The organism is Halobellus sp. EA9, from assembly GCF_051195055.1.
Classification (GTDB): Archaea; Halobacteriota; Halobacteria; order Halobacteriales; family Haloferacaceae; genus Haloquadratum; species Haloquadratum rubicundus.
Genome location: NZ_JBNTJW010000012.1, coordinates 51,756 through 73,382, shown reverse-complemented (window position 1 = coordinate 73,382; position 21,627 = coordinate 51,756). Strand labels below are relative to the sequence as shown.

Here is a 21,627-nt window from a genome sequence, read left to right as displayed (position 1 = left end):
CGCCGTCGAAACACATTCGAGGGTCCCCCGCCGACACGGTGGTATGGAACGCGAGCGCGCCCTGGCCCGGATCGAAGCCGTCCTCGACGCCGTCGAGTCCGAGCCGATGCCGGTCCCCGTCCGGGAGGTCTGGGTCTACGGCGACGTCGCGCTCGGCCTCGATCCGGTCGAGCGCCTCGACGTCTACGTGACGAAGGACCTCCTCCTGCGCGGCGACAGCGAGGCCGCCGAACGGTTCGAGGCCGAACACGGCGTGAAAGGCGTCGGTCGCAGCGTCTCCGCCGAGTGGGCCGAGGCCCACCCCGACCTCCTTCGAACGAACACCAGCGGCCACGCGGCCCCCGAGAAGTGCCTCGCGGCGCACCTGCTTTCCGACGACGAACCCGTCCACCTGGAGGTGTGCAACGCCTCTTTCGAGGACAACGTCCAGCAGCGCCTCAAGAGCGCCGTCGACCGCGACGCCTACGAGCAGATCCTCGACCCGCGCGGCGTCTGTCTGTACGCCGACGGCCGGCGCTCGGAGTCGGCGCTGGAGAAGCTCCGCGAGGGCGAACTGGTCTTTCCCACTCTCGGGGAGGCGCTGTCGATGCTCGGCCTCGACGAGGACCGGGCGGCCGACGCCGCCGACGCGGTCCGGGAGTACCGCGCCTCGCAGTCGGGGGCGACCGTCCGCGGCGACGTCGTCTGAACGCTCACTCGCCGCCAGACCGAACGCGACCGACGACGACGTCGAACGGCACGACCTCGGCGCGTCGGTAGGTCCCGTCCTGCATCGCCTCGACGACCGCCCGCCCCATCTCGCGCCACTCCCGCCTGAGGGCGTCGTACTCGTCGGCCGAGAGCGCCCTCCGCAACTCGGTCTCGTGATCGGCCAGCCCCGCGCCGCTGGCCTTCCGGGCGGCCGCCGACAGCGCCGCCCCGTCGTAGGGGGGCTCGACCAGCTTCCGGTGGTAGTACCGACGCGTCCCGACCTCCGCGAGGCCCGCCTCCCGGAACGACGACACCAGCCGCTCGCCCAGGGCGACGTCCGTCTCGACGCCCTCGATGTACGCCTCGCGGACCTGGCGTTCGAGGGCGACCTCCCGCTCGACGGTCGAGTCGACGCCGACGTCGGCGTTGTCGGGCTCGATCGCCGCCACGAGGTCCGTCGAGAGGTCGGCGAACGTCCGGAGCGCGGCCGTCGGGTCGGGGAGATTCACGAGCAGGGCCTGACAGACGACGAGGTCGAAAGCGTCGTCGGCGACGGGCGGCCGGAGCGCGTCCCCCGCGACGGCGTCGAGCCCCGTCTCCGCGCGCGCGACCGCCAGGAGATCGGGGTCGGCGTCGAGGCAGACCACCTCCGCGGGGGACTCCTCGTCCAGCACGCGGGCGAGTTCGCCCGTGCCCGCGCCCGCGTCGAGGATCCGCGTCCGATCCGAGAGCGACAGCGGCGCGAGCGCCGCTCGGGAGTCCTCCCACATCCCCTCGCGCGTCCGCCGCAGGTACTCGGGCGAGAACTTCCGCACGCGAGGTGGTAGCGTCGGCGCGGTAGAAAAGCGGGGCGGTTCGCCGGACGGTCAGGAGTCGTCGCGTCGCCGCCGGGCGTCCGCCAGGGCGCCGATGCCGGCTCCGAGCAGTGCGACGGCGGCGGACGCGACGCCGAACCCGGGCGTCGAAGTCGAAGTCGCCGTCGCGGTCGCGGTCGCGGTCGGTGATCCATCGCCCGAGTCCGTCGCGTTCCCGGTTCGGGCGCTCTGCTCTCCCGCCGCCGCGGAGCCGACGTCCGTCGGCGACTCGGTCGCCGCCGCGCTCGCGCTCTCCGGCGTCGGGCCGTCGGTGGCCGCCGCGGTGAGGTCGACAGCGACGCCGGCGTGGTCCGACACCCACCGCCGCTCGCCGTCGATGCGGACCGGATCGGCGCCGACCCGCCGGACCGATTCCGCGGCGAGGCCGTCGGCGAGCACGTGGTCGATCCGCCGCGGGAGCCCATCCTCGTCGGGCGGCCGGAGCGACGTCGGCCGGCAGCAGGTCCCGCCCGCGCCCGAGAGCCCGTCGCCGACGACGTCCGAGAGCGACGCGGTCAGGATCTCGTAGGCGCCGGGATCGTCGCTTTCCGCGTTCGATTCGGACGTCGCCGTTTCGGTCCCGCCGTCGCTTGCGGTCGACGCATCCCGCTCGGGGCCGTCGTTGAGGTCGCCGGCGACGACGAGCGGCGACGGGAAGGCGTCGAAGTCGGCCGCGAGCTCCTCGGCCTGCGCCGTCCGGATGCCCTCCAGCCCGGATTCGAGGTGCGTGCTCACGACGCCGACCGACTCGTCGCCGACGCCGAGAGTCGCACCGGCGTACCCCCGCTCGATCTCGACCGTCCGGTCGCCGCCGATCGGGAGCGTCAGCGACTCCTCGTACGTGTGGGCGGCCGTCGAATCGACGGCGACGTCGCCGTCCGCGCGGACCAAGAGCGCGTCCCGGTCGGTGAGCCGCACGTCGATCGCGCCGCCGTCGAGGCGGGCCGGGAACTCCAGGTCCGCGTTGGTATTGACCGCGACGGGCCGGTACGGGACGCCGCGCTCCGAGAGCGCCTCGCGGAGCGTCGCGAGGAAGTCGAAGACGACGGTGCCGGCGTCGGGGTCCTCGGGGTCGTTGCCGGAGCGCGGCCCGCGACGCACGAGCGCGACCTCCTGGAGGGCGAGGACGTCCGGGGGTTCGCGGGCCAGCAGATCTGCGAGCGCGCGCATCCGCGCCCGCGGCTCGCTCGCGCGGACGCCGGCGTAGAGGTCGCCCACCCACTCGGGGATCGACGCGTCGTTCCCGGGGCGGGCGACCGAGAGGAAGTCCGCGCCCAGTCCGAGGTTCTGGGTCGCCAGCGAGAGGCTGGGAGCGTCGGCTCCGTCGTCCGCGTCGCTCGCGTCGCCGGCGCCGCTCGCGGGTGTCGCGGTCGGCGTCGCCGCCGCGGTACCGAGGCCGTCGCGGCCGAGCGCCGAGCCGGCGAGGAGGGCGGTCGCCTGCGCGCCGGCGCGGAGGACGCGTCGGCGCGAGCGGTCGATGTCGTCCACGGCCGGCCCTTCCGGCTACGGGGCCAAGAACGGACCGCTTACGATTCGCGGAGCTCGCGGGTCCGCTCGATGTTCCACGCGAAGCCCTTCCCGTCTTCGGTGGGAGTCTCCAGCACCAGCGGCACGTCGCGGATCGCCTCGTGGTTGACGAACGCGGTCATTCCCGCTTCGCCGATCAGGCCCTCGCCGATGTGGGCGTGTTCGTCCTTGTTGGTCCCGCACTCGTGTTTGGAGTCGTTGAGGTGGACGCACGCGAGGTTGTCGAGGCCGACCTCGGCGTGGAGTTCCTCGATCGTCTCGTCGACGCCCGCGGGGGTCGAGAGGTCGTAGCCCGCGGCGAACGCGTGGGCCGTGTCGAGACAGACTTCGAGGTCCTGGGAGCTCTCGTCGAGCACGTAACCCAGGTGGGCGAAGTCGTCGCCCATCTTCGTGCCCGAGCCGGCGTCGGATTCGACGAGGACGGTGACGCCGTCGGGGACGTCGAGTTCGTCGAGCGCCGAGACCGCGTTGTCGAGGCCCTGCTCCTCGCCCGCGCCCGTGTGCGCGCCGAGGTGGACGTTCACGTAGGGGATGTCGAGCGTGGCCGCGGCGTCGACCTCGCGTTGCATCGAGTCGATCGACTTCTCGCGGAGGTCCTCTTTCGGCGTGCAGAGATTCACTAAGTACGACGAGTGGATCACCCACGGGCCGACGTCGTACTCCGCCGACCGCTCGCGGAAGGCCGCGGCGTCGTCGTCGTCCAGGTCGGGGTCCTGCCAGACCTGCGGGGAGTGGGTGAAGATCTGTCCGCAGTTACCGCCGTCGTCGAGTTGCCGATCGACGGCGTTCGCGACGCCGCCGGCGATCGACTCGTGTGCTCCGACTCGCATCGTAGCGGAGGTCGGACCGCGGGGAGTAAAGCGGCTTCGGAAGTCGCTACCGCTTCGCTACCGGTCGTCGGGGCGTCGCCGCACCCAGTCGTCGCTCTCGTACTTCTCCGCCGCGCGCTCGCGCGCTCGCAAGAGTTCGTCGTCGGTCCACGAGCCCTCGGCGGCGTCGGCCCACGTCGCGAGCGACTCCTCGACGGCGTCGACGAACTCCGCGCGGGTGACGTCCGCCAGCTCGTCGACGCCGACGACGCGCTCGCGGAACCGTTCGGGGCTGACGTCGTGTCCGGCGAAGGCCGAGAGGTGGTCGTCCGCGCGCACCGAGTAGGTGAGCGACCCGTGCTGGATGACGGCGTCGCGCCGCCGGTACTGGGCGTTGCCGCTGATCTTCCGCTCGGCGGCGACGACGTCGTGTGCGGGGTGGAGCTCCCGGAGGTAGCACGCCGGCGACCAGATCTCCGGAACCGACTCCGGAACGTAGTCGGCGTCGATTCCGACGCGATCGAAGGCGTCCAGGATCGGCTCGCACAGGAGGTGGTAGGCGTCGAGTAGGTCCCCCGGCAGTTCCGTCTTGGGGGCGACGATCGAGTAGGAGACGTCGCCGTCGACGTCGTGGTAGATTCCGCCGCCCCCGGTCTGTCGCCGAGTGACGGAGACCCCGCGCTCCGCACAGCCCTCCCAGTCGACCGTCTCGGGGTCCTGCCCGTACCCCAGCGAGAGCGTGCTCGGGTCCCACTGATAGACGCGGACCGTCCGCGGCCCCCCGTCGGCGGCGGTCTCGGCGGCGATCTCGTCCAGCGCCATCTGCATCGGTCCGTCGCGCGCCTCCTCGCGGATGAGCCGCCACTCCTTGTCGGCGAGGGGGCCGCCGCTGTCGTCGGTCATACCTCAGGCTACGCTCGGCGGGTGAAAGCGGTTTCGTCGTCCGGCGGCGCGATTTCATATCGCGATATGAGATATATCGACTCGCTTCTTCGACTCGCGACCCTTTTACCCGTCGCTGTCCAGGATCCGGTATGGTGCGGAACGTCGCCGGCGTGATGGCCGAACTCGAACCCGAGGACTTCTATCTCCTCTCCGGCGTCGAGCAGGGAATGCGCTTTTCCGAGTGGGTCAACCGCGGGAAGCTCCCCGAACTCTCGAACCTCACCTCCGAGGAGGTCGAGTACCGCCTCGACCGGTGTGCGACCCGGGGGTTGATCGAACGCAAGACGATCCAGTACGAGGGCTACACCCTGACCGCCGAGGGGTACGACGCGCTCGCGCTCCGGACGTTCTCGAAGCGGGACACGATCGAGGGCGTCGGCGCGCCGCTGGGCGTGGGCAAGGAAAGCGACGTGCTCGAAGTGCAGTCCTACCGGCCGCTGGCGCTGAAGTTCCACCGCGAGGGGTACACGAACTTCCGGGAGGTGATGCGCGAGCGCGACTACGCCTCCGACAAGCAACACGTCTCGTGGCTCTACACCGCGCGCAAGGCGGCCGAGCGGGAGTACGAGGCGCTCGAAGCGCTCTACCCCGAGGTGTCGGTCCCGCGGCCGATCGATCAGAACCGCCACGCGATCGTGATGGCGAAACTGGAGGGCGTCGAACTCGACCGCGCCAAGCTCCCCGACGAGCAGGTCGTCGGCGTCCTCGATCTGATCCTCCGGGAGCTCGCGAGCGCGTACCAGGTCGGATACGTCCACGCGGATATGAGCGAGTACAACGTCGCCGTCAGCGAGTCCGGCGTCACCGTCTTCGACTGGCCGCAGGCGGTGTCGACCGACCACGACAACGCGCGCGAACTGCTGGCGCGGGACGTCTCGAACCTCGTCTCGTACTTCGAGCGGAAGTACCCGCGAAACCTCCCCGACCTCGACGTCGACAGCGTCAGCGAGAGCCTCGCGACTGACGACTTCGAGACCGTGCGAAACCACGCCTGAGTCGGGTTCTCACCGTTTCAGCCGCTTTTTGATGAGCCTCTTACCGGGGCGTGTCGATAAAAAGTAAATCCTATAATGCGATATCGAATCGCTATGCGTACGGTTGGTCGTACTCCCAGGTGTCGGTGTAGGCGTCGACGACGCGCTGCAGCATCCCCGCGTCGGTCAGCAGTCGGTACGCGATGCCGGGGTGGCGCGCGACCCGTGCGACCACGCGGCGCGGCGAGCGCGTGATGTCGTCGACGGTCAGACCGTCGAGCGCCTCGGCGATGTCCGCTAACAGGCGCGCGTCCCCGTGTTCGACCCAGACGCCGCGCATCAGGTGGGCCAGTCGGTACTCGGATCGCATCAGGTCGTAGAGCCGTTCGGGGTACGTCTCGGGGCGACCCTCCGCGATGGTCTCGGCGGCCAGGTACGACGAGCGGATCGCCTGGCAGATTCCCTCGCCCTGATAGCGGTTGGCGATCCCCGCGGCGTCCCCGACGAGGAAGACGTTCTCGCCCGCGCGGTAGGTCGCCGCCGGATCGAGACTCGGGCCGCGGGGAATGGTGTAGATGTTCGTCTCCGAGCGGTCGGGCACCGGGAGGTCGTTCCGGCGGCAGGCGCCCGTCAGGGCCTCGTAGTAGTCGTCCGGGCGCTCGTCGCCGGCCCAGCCGATCCCGAGGTTCGCGCGCGAGTCGGACTTGGGAAAGAGCCACGCGTAGCCGACGTACCCCTCGAAGAAGATCTGCGGGTACGCTTCGATCGCGGCGAAGTCGCCCGTTACGTCGGCGTTGACGGCGACGATCTCGCCGGTGTAGGCGTCGAGGTCGCCGAAGGCGCGCATCGAGAGCGCCGGCTGTCCGGTCGCGTCGATCACGTAGTCGTGGGTCCGACAGAGTTCGCGGAACTCGTTCGGTCCGACCGCCGCGTTCTCCCTGACGTCGACGCCCCTCTCGGCCAGCCGTTCGGCCCACCGGCGCTCGACGACGTTCCGGTCGGTGATGTAGCCCGGCGCACAGCGGATCCGGGCGTCCCCGAGCGGTTCGTCCGACGGGCCGTGATCGCGGCCGCGAAAGATCCGCAACTCGAAGCCGTCGACGTCGTTCAGGAACCCGTTTTCGGGCGTCTTCTCCAGGGGGATCAGCGGGGCGTCGTTGATCGCTTCGCCGCAGTTGACGCGCTTTTCGTCGTACGACTGGCGTTCGAAGAGGGTCACCGTCGCGTCGGCCGCCAGCCGGTCCGCGGCGGCGAGGCCGGCGACGGCCCCGCCGACGACTGCGATCGACCTCTCGTCCATATCAGTCGAACGCGACGCCGTGCAAATATTTTGTCGGAGGCGGCGGGACCGGCGGGCGCCGTCTGACGCGGGCGTTACGTTCATACGCGATGACGTCTAACCTCAAAGTACGGAATGAGGCGGGACTACTTCGAGTTGGACGTCGAAAACATCTCCTGGGTCGACGACGACGGCGACCCGCGCAAGCCCCTGGTCCGGATCGCCTTCCACGGCCCCCGAGAGGAACTGGAGCGTCGGCTCTCCGATCCGTCCGGCGAGTACCTCGACGCCGGCGAGACGGACGTCGCGTTCCGGCTGCAGGAGTCGCTGGACGACCCGGAGGCGACGGGCGTGGTCAGCGTCACGAACCGCATCACCGGCGACTTCGTTCTCGAACTCAACGAGGACGCCGACGACGTACTCACGTTTATCCGCGCGGCCCGCGAGTACGGCCGCGACGCAGCGGACGCCGACGACGGCCGCTACCGCGTCGAGGTGCTGCTCGACGGCGAGGAAGCCGTCGCCTACGAGAAACAGACGTTCCTCGTCTACGACGCCGACGGACACCTCCTCCGCTCTCACAGTCTGATCCCCTCGGGCGTCGAACTGTAACTCGGTTCGAACCGCGTCGGTTTTTAATTCGCGTCCTCCAATGGACCTCATCGTGGAGAACGTCACCGACCGAACGAGCAATCCCTTCGGTATGCGACCGCCCTGTGACCGGTTCGTCCCCGGATACGGCGACGCCAACGCCGACTTCCACGTCGTCGGCGACAGGCCGGAGGTCCACGGCGGCCTCGATACCGCGGTTCCGTTCACCAACGACGCGGGCCGCAGGCTCCAGGACGCGCTGGTCGCGGCCGGTCTCTTCCGCTCGGCCGGCGACGACCCCGACGTGCGGAAGACCTTCCTCTCGTACCTCCATATGTGCGCCCTCGGGCCCGACGAGCCCCCGCAGTCGTCCTACGACGACCTCGAACGCTTCTTCGACGCCGAACTCCGGGCGATCGCCGCGCACGTCCTCCTCCCGGTCGGCGAGCGGGCGACGCGACACGTCCTCGAGACCTACACTGCCCAGGCGTGGAAGACCGACGTGGAGATGGAGGCCCTCCACGCCACCGAGATCCGCGGGAGCGGCTTCCTCGTCGTTCCGATCCGAGAGCCCGCCGACTGGGACGGCACGCACCACGACCGCCTCGTCGACGGCCTCCGGACGCTGCGGTCGACGGACTACCGGCGCGAGGCCGACCTCGGACGGTTCAACCCCGGCGACGATCCGTACCTCGTCCGATGACCCCTCGACCTCACCGAATTTTCAGTAATCGATCAGGATCTATCCGGAACGTACACTGACCACCTCTGGATATTTACATATTTATTTTCTAGAAGCGAAACCCGCGCAGTATTATTTAATATTCACCTCTCGTCGCAGAGGACGGTTGATATTGGTACTATCACAGAACTTTTGAGCACAAACGTCGAAATCCATCCTGACGCGCGTGGTCGATACCGGGCGCGTCAGGTAAGGACCTGCGAGACTGGTGCTCTTCGCAGTGGCTTGGTCAGTCAGGGGGACCGCCCTGCGGTCCCCGTTTCCTTTCGTGACACGCTCCGGGAGTACTCGCTATCTGGCCGCGTAGCGTCCGACGTCGACCGCGAACAGGAGCGTCGCACCGATCGGTACCGCGGCGACGAGCGCCACCACGACCCCATCGGAGAGGGCGACGACCGGCCCCACGGCGAGGGCGGCGACGGGAGCGAGCCCGCCCACCGGATAGAGGTACGCCGAACCGCGCCCGGACGAACTGACGACAGCCAGAAACGCGACGGCGAGCGCGACGACCCCGACGGGAAACAGCAGTTCGGGGCCGGGGGCGGAAGCGCCGGCTACTGCCCGGAGCGCGAACGTCCCGGGCGCGGGCAGCCGCGTCGCCGTCAGGGCGCCGATCGGATCGGCGGCGACCGCCTCCCGGAACGACGCGACGGCGGCCGCGTTCGCGCCGAGGTACTGCCAGAGCCCGGCCAGGTAGACGGTCCCCGCCAGCAACACGCCGAGCCACCCGTACTGGAGCCGTGTGAGCCCGCGGCGGGCCGTCGAGTCCCGATCCGCGGTCCGGCCGGCCGTCGTCGACCGGCCGTTCGCGCCGGCGGACCGTGACTGCCCGTCCGCCGTCGACGCCCGCGACGTTCCTCCCGAGTGTCCCGTCTGCGACCCGCCGCCGGACCCCGTTCGATCCGACTCCCTCCCGGGGCCTTCCGTCGCGTCGGCGCTTTCGTCGTCTTTGTCGCCTTCGCCGCCTTCGTCGTCTCCGTCGATCGCGTCCGGACCGGGCTGGCCGGCCGTCGGGAGGCCGCCGAGTCGCTCTCGGACGTACGTCTCGTGGCCCAGTCTGTCGTAGGCGGCGCGTTTCTTCTCCGATGAGAGCACCTCGTGGGCCGCCTTGAGCGTCTTGAACTGCGCGTTCGCCCTGGCGTCGTCGTTGACGTCCGGGTGGTAGGTCCGGACCCGATCGCGCCACGCGCGGTCGATCTCCTCGGTCGGGGCGTCCTCCGACACCCCGAGCAGGTCGTAGAAGTCCTCCATCCCCTCCCGCCGGCTTCGCCGTCGACGGAATTGAATGTACCGACGGCCCCGCTTCGCCCCCGGTATGACAACCCTCATAGTCGTTCGCCCGGTTCCTCGTGTATGGATCTCACCCGCATCCCGCTCGGCAACACGGTCTTCGAGGGGGAGAACAACGCCTACCTCGTCGAGGGCGAGGTGACGACGCTCGTCGACGTCGGCGCGTCGACCGAGACCGTCCGCGCCGATCTCGAAGACGGCCTCGACGAGGCCGGGATCGCCCTCTCGGAGATCGATCGCATCCTCCTGACGCACTGGCACTCGGACCACTGCGGCCTCGCGGGCGAACTCCAGGCCGAATCGGACGCGACGGTGTACGCCCACGAGGACGACGCCGCGGTCATCGCCGGCGACGACGACGCCATCGCGGACCTCCACGACCTCCGCGACCGGCGCTTCCGGGAGTGGGGCATCCCCGAGGACAAACTCGACGAGCTCCGGGCCGTGCAGTCGGACTTCGAGGCGGTCGCGGGCGACCCCGCCGACGTCGAGACGCTCGCGGACGGCGACCGCATCACCGCGGGCGACGAACAGTTGGAGACGATCCACCTGCCGGGCCACGCCGCTGGCCACGTCGCTTTCGCTTTCGACCGAGAAGCCGAGGATCCGTCCGAGACCGACGCCGCTCCCCGTTCGGAGGTTTTCGTCGGCGACGTGATCCTCCCCGAGTACACCCCGAACGTCGGCGGCGCGGACCTCCGCCTCGACGAGCCCTTGGAGCGGTACGTCGAGAGCCTCGACCGCCTGGCCGCCCGCGACTTCGACCTCGCGTGGCCGGGCCACCGCGATCCGATCGACGACCCGAGCGGGCGGGCGCGCGTCATCCGCGAGCACCACCTCGACCGCACCCGGCGCGTGATCGAGGCGCTCCGCGAGCACGGACCGGCGGACGCCTGGACGGTCAGCGCGCATCTCTTCGGCGAACTGGAGCACATCCACATCCTCCACGGGCCGGGCGAGGCGTACGCGCATCTGGACCACCTCGAACGCGTCGGCGCGGTCGAGCGCGAGGACTTCGAGTACCGCCTCGTCGACTCCGATCCGGACGTCGAGGCCCTGTTCCCGAATACGAAATACTGAAACGCCGTCGCCGGGAAAGAGCGGGTATGGAACTGCGGGTCATCGACAAGACCGACGAGGAACTCCGCATCGAGGTCGCCGGGGAGGACCACACCTTTATGAACGTGATCAAGGGCGCGCTCCTGGAGACCGAGGGCGTCGCCGCCGCGACCTACGACGTGAACCCCGAACAGTCCGGCGGCCAGACCGAACCGATCCTCTCGATCAAGACCGAAGACGGCGTCGACCCCCTCGACGCGCTGGGCGACGCCTCCCGACACGTCCAGTCGACCGTCGACGAGTTCTCCGCGGCGTTCGAGGCCGCGACCTAAGCTAAAGCCTGACGGGCACGCCGCGCTCGTCGAGGTACTCCTTCGTCTCCTGGATGCTGTACTCGCCGAAGTGGAAGATCGAGGCCGCCAGTCCCGCGTCCGCGCCGGCCTCGGTGAACACTTCGTACATATCCTCGGGGCCGCCGCATCCCGAGGAGGCGATCACGGGCGTCGAGACGGTGTCACAGACGGCCTTCGTCAGCGGGATGTCGTAGCCGTCCTTCGTCCCGTCGGCGTCGATGGAGTTGACGAACAGCTCGCCCGCGCCGCGGGACTCGGCCTCGCTCGCCCACTCGACCACGTCGACGCCGGTGCCCTCGCGGCCGCCCTTGATGGTGCATTCGAACCAACAGGACTCGCCGTCGACCTCGACGTAGTGCTCGCCCTCCTCGTCGAAGCGCCGGCGCGCGTCCACCGAGATGACGATGCACTGCGAGCCGAACGCGCGGGCGCCCTCGTCGATCAGGTCCGGGTTCTCCAGCGCGGCGGTGTTGATCGAGACCTTGTCCGCGCCGGCCCGGAGCGTCTCCTTGACGTCCTCGCGGGTGCGGATCCCGCCGCCGACGGTGAGGGGAATGAACACCTCGTCGGCGACTCGCGAGACGGTGTCGAGCATCGTCTCGCGGCCCGCGGCCGAGGCGGTGATGTCGAGAAAGACGAACTCGTCGGCGCCGGCCTCGTTGTACCGCTTTGCCATCTCGACCGGGTCGCCGGTGTACTTCAGGTCCTCGAAGTTGACGCCGGTGTAGACCGCCGGATTCCCGTCGTCGTCGAGGTCGACGTCGATACAGGGAATGATCCGCTTCGTGAGGGTCATCGATGGATCGTGATAGGCCCCCCGCCCCCAAAAGCGGTCCGAACGGGCGCCCAGCCGGCCGAACGATTCAATCCGATCCGCTCCCGTGCTTCGAATATGTCGGCCGACGCCGACGGGGACGACCGCGACGGTGGCGCCGATTCCGCGGCCGGCGCCGAGGCGACCGCCCCGTGCGACCGCTGTGAGATGTCGATCCCGGTCGACGCGGCCCAGTGTCCGGTCTGCGGCTACCGCCCCGGCGGATACAGCCCCCGCCTGCTGCGGGCCGGAGAGGTCGCCTTCGCGGTCGCGATCTTCGGTTCGATCCTGATCTTCGTCGGCGGCGTGACGCGGCTCTCCCTCGGAGTCCCGACCGACATCCTCGCACAGGCCGCGGTCGTCACGCCCTACACGGCGGGCATCTCGGGGTTCTTCCTGTACTACCTCCGAAAGAAGCGCCGGGCGACGCCGACTGACAGCCGGATCTTCGGGCGGGACTCGTGACCGCCCGAGGCGATCGTTTTTATGCGAACACGGGGCCAGACGCGCCGTGCGCTGAGGACTGCCGCGACGCGCCCGCGGGTGTGCGACACGCCGCGTCGCGGAGCGGCGGCCGTGTCGCCTGTTCGCCCTCTCCACTCGGATCGGGAGCGTTTTAGTAGCCGGCGCTCGATCGCTCGGGTATGAGCGATCACGACGACCACGGGCACGACGACCACAGACACGACGACCACGGACACGACGAAGACGAGGGACGGGTCACCGCGCCGATGCAGGACTTCGGGATGAGCCAGGTCACGACGGGACTCGTCGTCCTCGTCGTCGGGCTCGTCGTCGTTTTCGGCGTCCCGCTTTTGGTCTGATGGCTTGAACAGCGATCGAACCGCCCGTCGCCGACCGACACGAAAAACGTCCGTTTTCGGCCTCAGTCGAGTTCCGCTTCGATGACGTCCCGGAGCGCCGCGACCTCTTCGCTCGTGACCGCGAGCCGCTCGTCGCCGACCGACAGCGACAGCGTTCCGTCCCGGGTCGCCTCGCCCAGCTCCGCCACCGGCGCGACGCCGTCGAACGCGGCGTGGACCGCCTCGGGGGCTTCGGTCTCGACGACCGCGCGCCCCGGCGTCTCAGCGAACAGCGACGCGACGTCCTCGACGGCGACGTCGGCGCCCGCGTCCGCGGTGATCATCTCGGCGAGCGTCACCGCGAGGCCGCCGTTGCTGACGTCGTGGGTCGCGAGCGTAGCGTCCGCGTTCGCGACCTCGGCGAGCGTCGCGACGACCTCGCTCGCGTTCTCGGGGAGCGTCGGGAACCGGTCCGCGCCGCCGACCTCCGCGAGCAGTTCGGAGCCGCCGAGCGCGTCGCTTCCGGCGCCGACGAGCAGGAGCGTCCCGCGCCCGTCGAGGGCCGCAGACGGCGCCTCGTAGCCCGGCTTCGTGCCGACCATCGCGAGCGTCGGCGTCGGCGGGATCGGCCCCGCCGCGGAGTCGTTGTACAGCGAGACGTTGCCGCCGACCACCGGGACCGAGAGGTCTCGGCACATATCGGCGAGCCCGTCGACGATCGCGGTGAAGCGGCCGTAGACGTCCGGCTTCTCGGGGTTGCCGCCGTTCAGGCAGTCGACCGCCGCCAGCGGCGTCGCGCCCTTCGCGGCGAGGTTGGTGGCGTTCTCCAGGGCGACCGCGCGCGCGCCGTCGTAGGGTGCGCAGTCGGTCCACGCGGGCACCGCGCCGGCCGACAGCGCCAGTCCGGTGCCGGCCTCGCGGACCGCCATCACGGCGGCGTCGTCGCCGGGCTTCAGCGCCGTCCGCGCGCCGACCTCGTGGTCGTACTGGCGGTAGACCCAGCGCTTGGAGGCCGTGTTCGGCGCGCCCACCACGGCCTCGAACGCGGACTGGAGGTCGACGTCCGGTCGGTCGGGCTCGGGCTGTGCCGGCTCGACGGCGTCGAGGTCGTTCATCGGCGCGCCGTCGGCGAGGAACTCCGCGGGCACGTCGACGACGGTCTCGCCCTCGAAGGTGCAGACGTAGTTCCCCTCGCTGACCTCGCCGATGACCGAACAGCCGAGGTCGTACTTCCCGGCGATCTCCTCCACGCGCTCGACGTCTTCCGGCCGGACCTCGTAGCACATCCGCTCTTGGGACTCGGCGAGGACGATCTCCAGGGCGTTCATATTCGGCTCGCGCTGGTGGACTCGCTCCAGGTCGATCCGCGCGCCGAGGCCGCCCTTCGCGACCATCTCCGAGGAGGCGCCGCCGAGGCCGGCCGCGCCGAGGTCGCGGGCGGACCGGACCAGCCCGCCGTCGATGAGCTCCTCGTTCGCCTCGATCAGCAGCTTCTCCGAGTAGGGGTCGCCCACCTGCACGGCGGGGCGGTCCTCGGTCTCGGCGTCCTCAGCGAGGTCTTCGCTCGCGAACGACGCGCCGCCGAGGCCGTCCCGGCCGGTCGCGTTGCCGACGAGGACGAGCTCGTTCCCTGGCTCCTGGGCCTCGGCGGTCACGAGCCGCTCCTCGTCGACGAGGCCGACGCAGGCGACGTTGACGAGCGGATTGCCCTCGTAGTCGTCGTGGAACTCCACGCTCCCGCCGACGGTCGGCACGCCGATCGCGTTGCCGTAGTCGGAGATCCCCTCGACGACGCCCTCGAACAGGTAGCGGGTGTGCTCGCGGTCGAAGCCGCCGAAGTAGAGGCTGTCCGCGAGCGCGATGGGGTAGGCCCCCATCGAGAGGGTGTCGCGGACGATCCCGCCGACGCCCGTGGCCGCGCCGTCGTAGGGGTCGACGTACGACGGGTGATTGTGGCTCTCGATGCCCATCGTCACGTACGCCTCCGCGTCGCTCTCGCCGCCGTTGTCGGGGACGCGGACGACGGCCGCGTCGTCGCCGGGGCCGACGACGACCTGGTCGCCCTCGGAGGAGAACGCCGAAAGAAGCGGTCGGGACGAGCGGTACGCGCAGTGTTCGCTCCAGAGATTCTCGAAGAGCGCGGCCTCGGTCGGGGTGGGATCGCGCCCGAGTTCGGCCGTCACGAGTTCGCGGTCGGAGTCCGCCAGGCTCATTCACCTACCTGTTCAAGAAGGCCGAATTAATGCTTTTCTGTATGCACGGACGTGTATCTCATCCGGACGCGCGGCGCCCTGCGGGGCGGAGCGGTCGGCGTCGCGGAGGCGACGTGGGCCGCGGCACGGATCGGGTCGCTTTTTTAATCCGGGTCACTACGGCCACTCGTGCTATCGGTCGAGCTGCACGCGCACTCGTCGCTCTCGTACGACGGCCGCGACCCGGTCGACCTGCTCTTAGCGCAGGCCCGGGCGGTCGGCCTCGACGCGCTGGCGGTCACCGACCACGACGAGATCGACGCGAGCCTCGAAGCCGCCGCGAAGGCCGAGGAGTACGGCCTCGTCGGCGTCCCGGGAATGGAGGTCACCTCCGAGGTCGGCCACATCCTCGCGTTCGGCATCGACGAGCTCGTCCCCGCCGGGCTCTCCTACGACGAGACGCTCGACCGGATCCACGAGCAGGGCGGCCTCGCGGTCGTGCCGCACCCCTTCCAGTCCTCGCGGCACGGCGTCGCCGCCCACATCTCCCGCGACCAGCTCGCCCGGGCGGACGCCATCGAGGTGTACAACTCCCGGCTGTTCACCGGCTGGGCCAACCGCCGCGCCGAGCGCTTCGCGACCGCCCGAGAACTCCCGAAGACCGCCGGCAGCGACGCGCACATCGGCGAGATGGTCGGCCAGGCCGTCACCGAGGTCGCGACCGACGACCGCTCGGTCGAGGGCATCCTCGAAGCCGTCCGCGAGGGGAAGACGAGCGTCGTCGGGAACCGGACCCCCTGGCGGATCTCCTTCCGGCAGTTCGGCGGCGGCGTCAAGCGCCGGATCAAACGCACCGTCTCGGACCTCGTGTAGATGCCCGCTGCTTCCGACGCCGGGGCGGCGTCCGACCTCGACGGCGCCTCTGCCGCGACGGTTCGGGACGCGCTCCGCTCGGCCGACCCGCTCCCCGGAACCGCGGGCTTCGCCGGGCGCGTCGACGACCGACTCGTCCGCGACGTCCTCGGGCGACGGCCCCTGTTCGTCGACGCCGACGACCCGTCGGCGTGGGCGTTCGACCCGACCCGCCTCTCGGACCCGACGTCGGTCCCCGCCGGAGTCGCCCGTCAGGTGGGCGACCGCCCGACGGACGGCGACCGCGTGTGGACGCTCCCCGACCTCGCTCCCGACGACCGTGAGCCCGCGCTCGCGGCCGTGCGCGAGGCGGTGCGGGCGCAGACGCGGGCCGTCGACGCCGACGAGGGTTCCGCGTCGGCCGGCGGCGACCTCGCGGTCGCGTTCTCCGGCGGCGTCGACTCCGCGGTCGTCGCCGCGGGCGTGCCCGACGCCCCCTGCTACGTCGCGGGCTTCGAGGGCTGTCACGACGTCGCCGCCGCCCGTGAGGCCGCGGACGCGATGGACCGGGACCTGCGCGTCGTCGAACTCACCCACGGCGACCTCCGCGAGGCGGTCCCCCGGCTGGCGAGCGCGCTCGGCCGCACGAACCCGATGGACCTCTCGATCGCGCTTCCCCTCCATCTCGTCGCTCGGCGCGCCGCCGCCGACGGCTTCGACCGGCTGGCGCTCGGCCAGGGCGCCGACGAGCTGTTCGGCGGGTACGCCAAGGTCGCGAAGGCGCCAGAGGACCCGCGAGTCGACGCCGACACCGTCCGCGGGGCCCGCCGCGAGGTGCTCGCGACGATCCCCGCCCAGGCCGAGCGCGACGTCCTCGCGATCCGCGCGGCCGGCGTCGAGCCCGTGACGCCGCTCCTCCACGACGACGTCGTCGCCGCGGCGCTCCGGCTTCCCGGGGAGTCGCTCGTCGATGACGGGGTCCGGAAGGTCGCGCTTCGGGAGGCGGCCCGCGGGCTCGTCCCCGATTCGGTCCGGACCGCCGACAAAAAGGCCGTCCAGTACGGCACCTACGTCTCCCGCGAACTCGACCGGCTCGCCCGGCAGGCGGGCTTCAAGCGCCGGATGGACGATCACGTCGAGCGGTACGTCCGGTCGCTGTGCGACGGGGCGGCGACGGAGTAGGCCGAGGGCGTCAGTCTCCGGCGCGCTCGGTCGCTTCGATGGCCTCCAGCGAGAACTGGACGGTATCGGGGTCGATGTCGCTCCCCTTCAGGTCCTGCTCGTCGTACCACTCCCAGACCTCGGGGTCGGCCTCGTCGTCGCCGGCGGGGTCGATCTCGCGGGAGTCGACGCGGGCGTAGTAGACGTGGTCGATGTGCTGGTGGCCGACGCTGCCGTCGTCGTGGACGTTGATGTCGTAGAGCATCTGGTGGCGGGGCTGGGGGAGCCGCTCGCCGGCCGGCGCGCCCACGGGCTCCGTGCGGTCGAGCAGTTCCGCGTCGAGCCCCGTCTCCTCGTACACCTCCCGGAGGCCCGCCTCGTGGGGGACCTCGTCGCGGTCGACGTGGCCGCCCGGCGGAATCCGGATCCCGAGCCGGTCGTGGTGGTGTAGCGCGACCGCGCCGCCCTCGACGATGTAGACCGTCGCAGTGAAATGCCGCGTCGTCTCCATACTCACCCGTTCGGCGGGGTCGCCGAGTCTCTTACTATCCACGGCGGACGCGATCCGACGCCCGGATCGCCCGCCCCGGAGCGCACCGAAACCCTTACTCCCGGGCCACGGCTCTCCTCGGACATGAGCGAGACGCCCGTCGACGCCGAGGAGGTCGAACACGTCGCCGAACTGGCGCGCGTCGACCTCGCCGAGGACGAAGTCGACGCGTTCACGACGCAGTTCGCGGAGATCCTCGAGTACTTCGAGGCCCTCGACGAGGTGCCCGAAGTCGACAGCGAGCCGGAGCTCGTGAACGTGATGCGCGAAGACGAGGTCACAGAGGGCCTCGATCAGGAGGAGGCGCTCCGGAACGCCGAGGAGACCGAAGACGGCTTCTTCAAGGGGCCGCGGGTGTCGTAGATGGGCCTGAACGCGTTCATCACCGACGCAGAGCTCGAGGGCGACGCGGAGGGCCCGCTCTCGGGGATGCGAGTCGCAGTCAAGGACAACATCAGCACCGAGGGAGTCCGCACGACCTGCGGCTCCGCGATGTTAGACGACTACGTGCCGCCGTACGACGCGACGGTCGTCGAGCGGCTGAAAGCGGCGGGCGCGACCATCGTCGGCAAGGCCAATATGGACGAGTTCGGGATGGGCGGCACGACCGAGACCTCCGCGTTCGGCCCCGCGAAGAACCCCGTCGACGAGGCGCGCGTCCCCGGGGGCTCTTCGGGCGGCTCGGCGGCCGCCGTCGCGGGCGGCGAGGCCGACCTCGCGCTCGGGTCGGATACTGGAGGATCGGTCCGCAACCCCGCGGCGTTCTGCGGCGTCGTCGGCATCAAGCCCACCTACGGTCTCGTCTCCCGCTACGGCCTCGTCGCCTACGCCAACTCCCTCGAACAGATCGGGCCGATCGCGAACACCGTCGAGGACGCGGCCGCGCTCTTGGACGTCATCTCGGGGCCGGACCCGCGCGACGCGACGACGCAGTACGGCTCGGCGGCCGGCCCCGACGGGGCGGACGAGGGCGCCGACGAGGCGCACCCCGCCGCGGACTCGAACTACGCCGCGGCCGCCGACGGCGACGTCGACGGGACCACGATCGGCGTCATCACGGACCTCCTGGAGGGCGCCGACGAGCGCGTCGTCGAGACCTTCGAGGCCGCGCTCTCTGACCTCCGCGCGCAGGGCGCCGAGACCGTCGAGGTCTCGCTGGACTCGGTCGAGCACGCGGTCCAGGCGTACTACGTCATCGCGATGTCGGAGGCGTCCTCGAACCTCGCGCGGTTCGACGGCGTCCGATATGGAAAATCGGGCGGCTACGAGGGCAACTGGAACGACGCCTTCGCCCGCGCCCGCGAGGAGGGATTCGGCGAGGAGGTAAAGCGCCGGATCCTCCTCGGCACGTACGCGCTGTCGGCGGGCTACCACGACAAGTACTACAAGAAGGCCCAGGACGCCCGCGCGTGGGTGAAGCGCGACTTCGACGAGGCGCTCGACGAGGCCGACGTGCTGGCGACGCCGACGATGCCCGTCCTGCCGCCGGAACTGGGCGAGAGCCTCGACGACCCGCTCCAGCTGTATCTGATGGACGCCAACACCGTCCCGGTGAACCTCGCGAACCTCCCGGCGATCTCGGTGCCGGCGGGTGAGGCCGACGGCCTCCCCGTGGGACTGCAGCTGATCGGCCCGAAGTTCGGCGAGGAAGCGATCGTCCGGGCGGCCTCGGCCGTCGAGGACTGACCGGCCCCGCCGCGCGGCGATTTCCGCGGGAGGCGGTCGACGGCGGCATCGGCGCCGACGCGAGCAGCGGTATGTTTTCAACGCTGGCCCGAAGAGCGCCAACACCGAGATGTACATCATCGTCGTCGGCGCCGGCAACATCGGGACGCCGCTCATCGAGATCGCCACCGAGGGCGGGAACGAGGTCGTCGTCATCGAGCGCGACGAGGCGAAGGCCGAGGCCGCCGCGACGGCGTTCGACTGCCTCGTCCTGAACGACGACGCCACCGAGAAGGAGACGCTGCGCGACGCCGGCGCCGAGCGCGCCGACGCGCTCATCTCCACCACCGACCAGGACGCGACGAACATTATGGTCTGTCTGCTCTCGAAGGAACTGGAGATCCCCGACATCGTCTCCGTCGTCCACAACCCCGAGCATATGACGCTCTACCGCCAGATCGGCGTGAACACGATGGAGAACCCACAGCGGCTGATCGCGGAGTACCTCTACCGCGCCGTCAAGCGGCCCTCCATCGTCGACTACATGCGGATCGGCGAGCAGGCCGAGGTCTTCGAGATCGAGGTCGACGCCGACGCGCCCATAGCCGGGCTGTCGATCCGCGAGGCGGCCGACCAGGGGCACCTCCGGAGCGATATGCTCATCGTGGCCGTCGAGCGCGACGGTGAGGGCGATCCGATCACGCCGAACGGCGGCACGGTCCTCCAGGCCGGCGACCTCCTGACGGTCTACTCCGCCCAGGGGGCGACGCCGGAGGTGACCGACGTGTTCGGTCACTACGAGGACCACTGATGCCCCGCCGGCGCGACAGGGACGTCGCGGGCTGGCCGCGCGATCTGGCGACGATCGCCCGCGACGTCGGCTCGCTGCTGACGATGGAGGCCGTCCTGATGACCGTCTCCGTCCTGGTTGCGGCCGTCTTCCGGGAGTGGTACGTCGCCCTCGCGTTCGCGCTCGCGGGCGGCGTGACGGCCGCGATCGGACTCGGCGCCCGCCGCGCGTTCGCCGACGCGCCCGACCCGCGGATGAAACACGGGATGATCATCGCCGCGTCGGGCTGGCTGCTCGTCGCCCTCTTCGGGGCACTGCCGTTCTTGCTCGCGGCCCACTTCGTCCCCCCGGCGGTCGCGGTCGGCTACGTGCCCGACGGCGTCGCCTACGGTCAGTCGAGCCTCGTGTACTTCGCGGATCCGCTCCACGCCCTCTTCGAGAGTATGAGCGGCTGGACCGGCAGCGGGCTCACGATGGCCGTCCACGAGCCGTCGCTGCCGCGGTCGATCCAGTGGTGGCGCTCGCTCATCCAGTGGGTCGGCGGCGTCGGCGTGATCGTCCTCACCGTCTCGATCCTGGCGCGACCGGGCAGCGGGAGCTACGCGCTCTACCGCTCTGAGACCCGCGAGGAGAAGATCCACCCGAGCGTGGTCTCGACGGTCCGGACCGTCTGGAAGATCTTCGTCGGCTACACCCTCGCGTCGGTGCTCGTCCTCTTCGCCGCCATCCTCGCCTCTGACTACGGCTCGCAGCTCCCGCTGTGGGAGGCGGCCTGGCAGGCGCTCAACCACGCGATGACGGGGCTGTCGACGGGCGGCTTCTCCGTCACCGACAACTCCGTCGCGACCTACGACTCGCCGCTCATCGAGTCGGTGCTCCTGCCCGTGATGGCGCTCGGCGCGATCGCCTTTCCCGTCCACTACGCGGTGCTGGCCGACCGCGACGTCCGGGCGGTCGCGTCGGACCTCCAGACGCGGTGGCTCTTCGTGCTGTTCCTCGTCGGCGTCGTCGCGCTCGCGGTCCAGAACGTCGTCTCCATCCCGGCGGCCGAGGGCGCGTTCACCCCGGCGACGTGGCTCGGCGTCGACGCGCTCTTGGGGCCGCTCGCCGCCGACGCCGCCCGCGACTCCGCGTTCCAGTGGATCAGCGCGCTCACCTGTACGGGCTTTCAGTCCGCGCCGATCGGCCGCTGGGCCGCGGGGGGGAAGCTCCTCCTGTCGGGCGCGATGGTGCTCGGCGGCGCGGCCGGCTCGACCGTCGGCGGCATCAAGATCATCCGCGGGTACGTGATCGGCCGCGGCATCGCCTGGCAGTTCCGCCGGGTGTTCCTCCCGGCCAGCGCGGTCGTCGGCACGCGGCTGAACGGCCGCCGGCTGAACCGCGAGGAGATGGAGCGGGAGTTCTCCGAGGCCGCCATCGTCACGCTGCTTTGGCTCTTCGTCCTCGCGGGGTCGAGCCTCGTGCTTGTCAACCTCGTCGGACCGGAGTTCACCTACGCCGACGCGCTCTTCGAGGTCGCCTCCGCCCAGGGGAACGTCGGGCTCTCGACGGGCATCACCGGGCCGACGATGCCTCCCGTCGCCGAGGCGATGTTCCTCCTGAATATGTGGGTCGGCCGCCTGGAGATCATCCCCATCCTCGTCTTCGCGCGGTCGGTGCTGTACGGCCTGGACCCGTAGCCGGGTCC

The 21,627-nt window shown here is 70.5% G+C and carries 23 protein-coding genes; 14 read left to right on the top strand and 9 right to left on the bottom strand.

Features of this window, described 5'->3' with window-relative positions; all coding sequences use genetic code 11:
• Nucleotides 1–43: 43 nt before the first annotated feature.
• Nucleotides 44–688: a DUF7095 family protein gene (locus ACQUQ0_RS15025; protein WP_435186266.1), complete on the top strand. Its 645-nt coding sequence runs from the start codon at nt 44–46 to the stop codon at nt 686–688.
• Nucleotides 689–692: 4 nt separating this feature from the next.
• Here ACQUQ0_RS15025 and ACQUQ0_RS15020 read toward each other — a convergent pair whose 3' ends face one another.
• The 4 genes from ACQUQ0_RS15020 to ACQUQ0_RS15005 are packed head-to-tail and all read right to left on the bottom strand — an operon-like array spanning nt 693 to nt 4,783.
• Nucleotides 693–1,505, bottom strand: a complete 813-nt coding sequence (locus ACQUQ0_RS15020) for a class I SAM-dependent methyltransferase (RefSeq protein ID WP_435186263.1) — start codon at nt 1,503–1,505, stop codon at nt 693–695.
• Between the two features lie 51 nt (nt 1,506–1,556).
• Entirely contained in the window at nt 1,557–3,032 is a 1,476-nt protein-coding gene (locus ACQUQ0_RS15015) for an endonuclease/exonuclease/phosphatase family protein (protein WP_435186261.1), read from the bottom strand.
• A gap of 38 nt (nt 3,033–3,070) precedes the next feature.
• On the bottom strand, nt 3,071–3,901 hold the full coding sequence (locus tag ACQUQ0_RS15010) for a deoxyribonuclease IV (RefSeq protein WP_435186258.1): 831 nt from the start codon (nt 3,899–3,901) through the stop codon (nt 3,071–3,073).
• Nucleotides 3,902–3,958: 57 nt separating this feature from the next.
• Entirely contained in the window at nt 3,959–4,783 is an 825-nt protein-coding gene (locus ACQUQ0_RS15005; protein ID WP_435186256.1) for a lipoate--protein ligase family protein, read from the bottom strand.
• Nucleotides 4,784–4,914: 131 nt separating this feature from the next.
• On the opposite strand from ACQUQ0_RS15005, the gene ACQUQ0_RS15000 reads away from it, so the two are divergent.
• A complete protein-coding gene (locus tag ACQUQ0_RS15000) occupies nt 4,915–5,820 on the top strand; it encodes a serine/threonine-protein kinase RIO2 (RefSeq protein ID WP_435186254.1) in 906 nt (301 codons plus the stop codon).
• Between the two features lie 91 nt (nt 5,821–5,911).
• On the opposite strand, the gene ACQUQ0_RS14995 is transcribed toward ACQUQ0_RS15000, so the two are convergent.
• Entirely contained in the window at nt 5,912–7,099 is a 1,188-nt protein-coding gene (locus ACQUQ0_RS14995; protein WP_435186252.1) for an NAD(P)/FAD-dependent oxidoreductase, read from the bottom strand.
• A 114-nt stretch (nt 7,100–7,213) separates the two neighbouring features.
• Here ACQUQ0_RS14995 and ACQUQ0_RS14990 point away from each other — a divergent pair, with 114 nt between their 5' ends.
• Together ACQUQ0_RS14990 and ACQUQ0_RS14985 are read left to right on the top strand one after the other, a co-directional pair.
• Nucleotides 7,214–7,690, top strand: coding sequence for a DUF5793 family protein (locus tag ACQUQ0_RS14990; RefSeq protein WP_372387833.1), 477 nt, complete (start codon nt 7,214–7,216; stop codon nt 7,688–7,690).
• Nucleotides 7,691–7,742: 52 nt separating this feature from the next.
• Entirely contained in the window at nt 7,743–8,372 is a 630-nt protein-coding gene (locus ACQUQ0_RS14985; protein ID WP_435186331.1) for a uracil-DNA glycosylase family protein, read from the top strand.
• Nucleotides 8,373–8,702: 330 nt separating this feature from the next.
• Here ACQUQ0_RS14985 and ACQUQ0_RS14980 read toward each other — a convergent pair whose 3' ends face one another.
• Nucleotides 8,703–9,662 (bottom strand): DnaJ domain-containing protein, encoded by a 960-nt coding sequence (locus ACQUQ0_RS14980; RefSeq protein ID WP_435186249.1) that lies wholly within the window; start codon nt 9,660–9,662, stop codon nt 8,703–8,705.
• 102 nt (nt 9,663–9,764) lie between these two features.
• Between ACQUQ0_RS14980 and ACQUQ0_RS14975 the strand changes: the two genes are divergently transcribed.
• Nucleotides 9,765–10,781, top strand: coding sequence for an MBL fold metallo-hydrolase (locus ACQUQ0_RS14975; protein ID WP_435186247.1), 1,017 nt, complete (start codon nt 9,765–9,767; stop codon nt 10,779–10,781).
• Nucleotides 10,782–10,807: 26 nt separating this feature from the next.
• Nucleotides 10,808–11,092 carry a DNA-directed RNA polymerase subunit L gene (locus tag ACQUQ0_RS14970; RefSeq protein WP_372387841.1) on the top strand — a complete coding sequence of 95 codons (285 nt, stop codon included), beginning with the start codon at nt 10,808–10,810 and terminating at the stop codon, nt 11,090–11,092.
• 1 nt (nt 11,093) lies between these two features.
• On the opposite strand, the gene hisF is transcribed toward ACQUQ0_RS14970, so the two are convergent.
• The gene (hisF, locus tag ACQUQ0_RS14965) at nt 11,094–11,909 is read right to left on the bottom strand and encodes an imidazole glycerol phosphate synthase subunit HisF (protein ID WP_435186245.1); all 816 of its coding nucleotides are present in this window, start codon (nt 11,907–11,909) and stop codon (nt 11,094–11,096) included.
• A gap of 96 nt (nt 11,910–12,005) precedes the next feature.
• Here hisF and ACQUQ0_RS14960 point away from each other — a divergent pair, with 96 nt between their 5' ends.
• Entirely contained in the window at nt 12,006–12,392 is a 387-nt protein-coding gene (locus ACQUQ0_RS14960) for a hypothetical protein (protein ID WP_435186243.1), read from the top strand.
• 179 nt (nt 12,393–12,571) lie between these two features.
• Nucleotides 12,572–12,751, top strand: coding sequence for a DUF7550 family protein (locus tag ACQUQ0_RS14955; RefSeq protein WP_435186241.1), 180 nt, complete (start codon nt 12,572–12,574; stop codon nt 12,749–12,751).
• Between the two features lie 62 nt (nt 12,752–12,813).
• Here ACQUQ0_RS14955 and purL read toward each other — a convergent pair whose 3' ends face one another.
• Nucleotides 12,814–14,943 carry a phosphoribosylformylglycinamidine synthase subunit PurL gene (gene purL, locus ACQUQ0_RS14950; protein WP_435186239.1) on the bottom strand — a complete coding sequence of 710 codons (2,130 nt, stop codon included), beginning with the start codon at nt 14,941–14,943 and terminating at the stop codon, nt 12,814–12,816.
• 168 nt (nt 14,944–15,111) lie between these two features.
• Here purL and ACQUQ0_RS14945 point away from each other — a divergent pair, with 168 nt between their 5' ends.
• Both ACQUQ0_RS14945 and ACQUQ0_RS14940 read left to right on the top strand, forming a co-directional pair.
• Nucleotides 15,112–15,795 (top strand): CehA/McbA family metallohydrolase, encoded by a 684-nt coding sequence (locus ACQUQ0_RS14945; protein WP_435186237.1) that lies wholly within the window; start codon nt 15,112–15,114, stop codon nt 15,793–15,795.
• Nucleotides 15,796–16,956: an asparagine synthase C-terminal domain-containing protein gene (locus ACQUQ0_RS14940; RefSeq protein WP_435186236.1), complete on the top strand. Its 1,161-nt coding sequence runs from the start codon at nt 15,796–15,798 to the stop codon at nt 16,954–16,956. It begins immediately after the preceding gene.
• A gap of 10 nt (nt 16,957–16,966) precedes the next feature.
• On the opposite strand, the gene ACQUQ0_RS14935 is transcribed toward ACQUQ0_RS14940, so the two are convergent.
• A complete protein-coding gene (locus ACQUQ0_RS14935; RefSeq protein ID WP_435186234.1) occupies nt 16,967–17,446 on the bottom strand; it encodes an NUDIX hydrolase in 480 nt (159 codons plus the stop codon).
• Nucleotides 17,447–17,569: 123 nt separating this feature from the next.
• Between ACQUQ0_RS14935 and gatC the strand changes: the two genes are divergently transcribed.
• The 4 genes from gatC to ACQUQ0_RS14915 all read left to right on the top strand — a co-directional run bounded on the left by gatC (nt 17,570) and on the right by ACQUQ0_RS14915 (nt 21,619).
• On the top strand, nt 17,570–17,848 hold the full coding sequence (gene gatC, locus ACQUQ0_RS14930) for an Asp-tRNA(Asn)/Glu-tRNA(Gln) amidotransferase subunit GatC (RefSeq protein WP_435186231.1): 279 nt from the start codon (nt 17,570–17,572) through the stop codon (nt 17,846–17,848).
• Nucleotides 17,849–19,171 (top strand): Asp-tRNA(Asn)/Glu-tRNA(Gln) amidotransferase subunit GatA, encoded by a 1,323-nt coding sequence (gene gatA, locus ACQUQ0_RS14925; RefSeq protein WP_435186229.1) that lies wholly within the window; start codon nt 17,849–17,851, stop codon nt 19,169–19,171. It abuts the gene before it with no gap.
• Nucleotides 19,172–19,280: 109 nt separating this feature from the next.
• On the top strand, nt 19,281–19,961 hold the full coding sequence (locus ACQUQ0_RS14920; protein WP_435186226.1) for a potassium channel family protein: 681 nt from the start codon (nt 19,281–19,283) through the stop codon (nt 19,959–19,961).
• Nucleotides 19,961–21,619, top strand: coding sequence for a TrkH family potassium uptake protein (locus tag ACQUQ0_RS14915; protein ID WP_435186224.1), 1,659 nt, complete (start codon nt 19,961–19,963; stop codon nt 21,617–21,619). The genes ACQUQ0_RS14920 and ACQUQ0_RS14915 overlap by 1 nt, the downstream gene beginning before the upstream one ends.
• Nucleotides 21,620–21,627 lie beyond the last annotated feature (8 nt).

What these genes read in the sequence shown, in the direction of transcription:
- ACQUQ0_RS15025 (WP_435186266.1), top strand. Translation starts at nt 44, where the DNA reads ATGGAACGCGAGCGCGCCCTGGCCCGGATCGAAGCCGTCCTCGACGCC.
- ACQUQ0_RS15010 (WP_435186258.1), bottom strand. Translation starts at nt 3,901, where the DNA reads ATGCGAGTCGGAGCACACGAGTCGATCGCCGGCGGCGTCGCGAACGCC.
- ACQUQ0_RS15005 (WP_435186256.1), bottom strand. Translation starts at nt 4,783, where the DNA reads ATGACCGACGACAGCGGCGGCCCCCTCGCCGACAAGGAGTGGCGGCTC.
- ACQUQ0_RS15000 (WP_435186254.1), top strand. Translation starts at nt 4,915, where the DNA reads ATGGTGCGGAACGTCGCCGGCGTGATGGCCGAACTCGAACCCGAGGAC.
- ACQUQ0_RS14995 (WP_435186252.1), bottom strand. Translation starts at nt 7,099, where the DNA reads ATGGACGAGAGGTCGATCGCAGTCGTCGGCGGGGCCGTCGCCGGCCTC.
- ACQUQ0_RS14990 (WP_372387833.1), top strand. Translation starts at nt 7,214, where the DNA reads ATGAGGCGGGACTACTTCGAGTTGGACGTCGAAAACATCTCCTGGGTC.
- ACQUQ0_RS14980 (WP_435186249.1), bottom strand. Translation starts at nt 9,662, where the DNA reads ATGGAGGACTTCTACGACCTGCTCGGGGTGTCGGAGGACGCCCCGACC.
- ACQUQ0_RS14975 (WP_435186247.1), top strand. Translation starts at nt 9,765, where the DNA reads ATGGATCTCACCCGCATCCCGCTCGGCAACACGGTCTTCGAGGGGGAG.
- ACQUQ0_RS14970 (WP_372387841.1), top strand. Translation starts at nt 10,808, where the DNA reads ATGGAACTGCGGGTCATCGACAAGACCGACGAGGAACTCCGCATCGAG.
- hisF (WP_435186245.1), bottom strand. Translation starts at nt 11,909, where the DNA reads ATGACCCTCACGAAGCGGATCATTCCCTGTATCGACGTCGACCTCGAC.
- ACQUQ0_RS14960 (WP_435186243.1), top strand. Translation starts at nt 12,006, where the DNA reads ATGTCGGCCGACGCCGACGGGGACGACCGCGACGGTGGCGCCGATTCC.
- ACQUQ0_RS14955 (WP_435186241.1), top strand. Translation starts at nt 12,572, where the DNA reads ATGAGCGATCACGACGACCACGGGCACGACGACCACAGACACGACGAC.
- purL (WP_435186239.1), bottom strand. Translation starts at nt 14,943, where the DNA reads ATGAGCCTGGCGGACTCCGACCGCGAACTCGTGACGGCCGAACTCGGG.
- ACQUQ0_RS14940 (WP_435186236.1), top strand. Translation starts at nt 15,796, where the DNA reads ATGCCCGCTGCTTCCGACGCCGGGGCGGCGTCCGACCTCGACGGCGCC.
- ACQUQ0_RS14935 (WP_435186234.1), bottom strand. Translation starts at nt 17,446, where the DNA reads ATGGAGACGACGCGGCATTTCACTGCGACGGTCTACATCGTCGAGGGC.
- gatC (WP_435186231.1), top strand. Translation starts at nt 17,570, where the DNA reads ATGAGCGAGACGCCCGTCGACGCCGAGGAGGTCGAACACGTCGCCGAA.
- gatA (WP_435186229.1), top strand. Translation starts at nt 17,849, where the DNA reads ATGGGCCTGAACGCGTTCATCACCGACGCAGAGCTCGAGGGCGACGCG.
- ACQUQ0_RS14920 (WP_435186226.1), top strand. Translation starts at nt 19,281, where the DNA reads ATGTACATCATCGTCGTCGGCGCCGGCAACATCGGGACGCCGCTCATC.
- ACQUQ0_RS14915 (WP_435186224.1), top strand. Translation starts at nt 19,961, where the DNA reads ATGCCCCGCCGGCGCGACAGGGACGTCGCGGGCTGGCCGCGCGATCTG.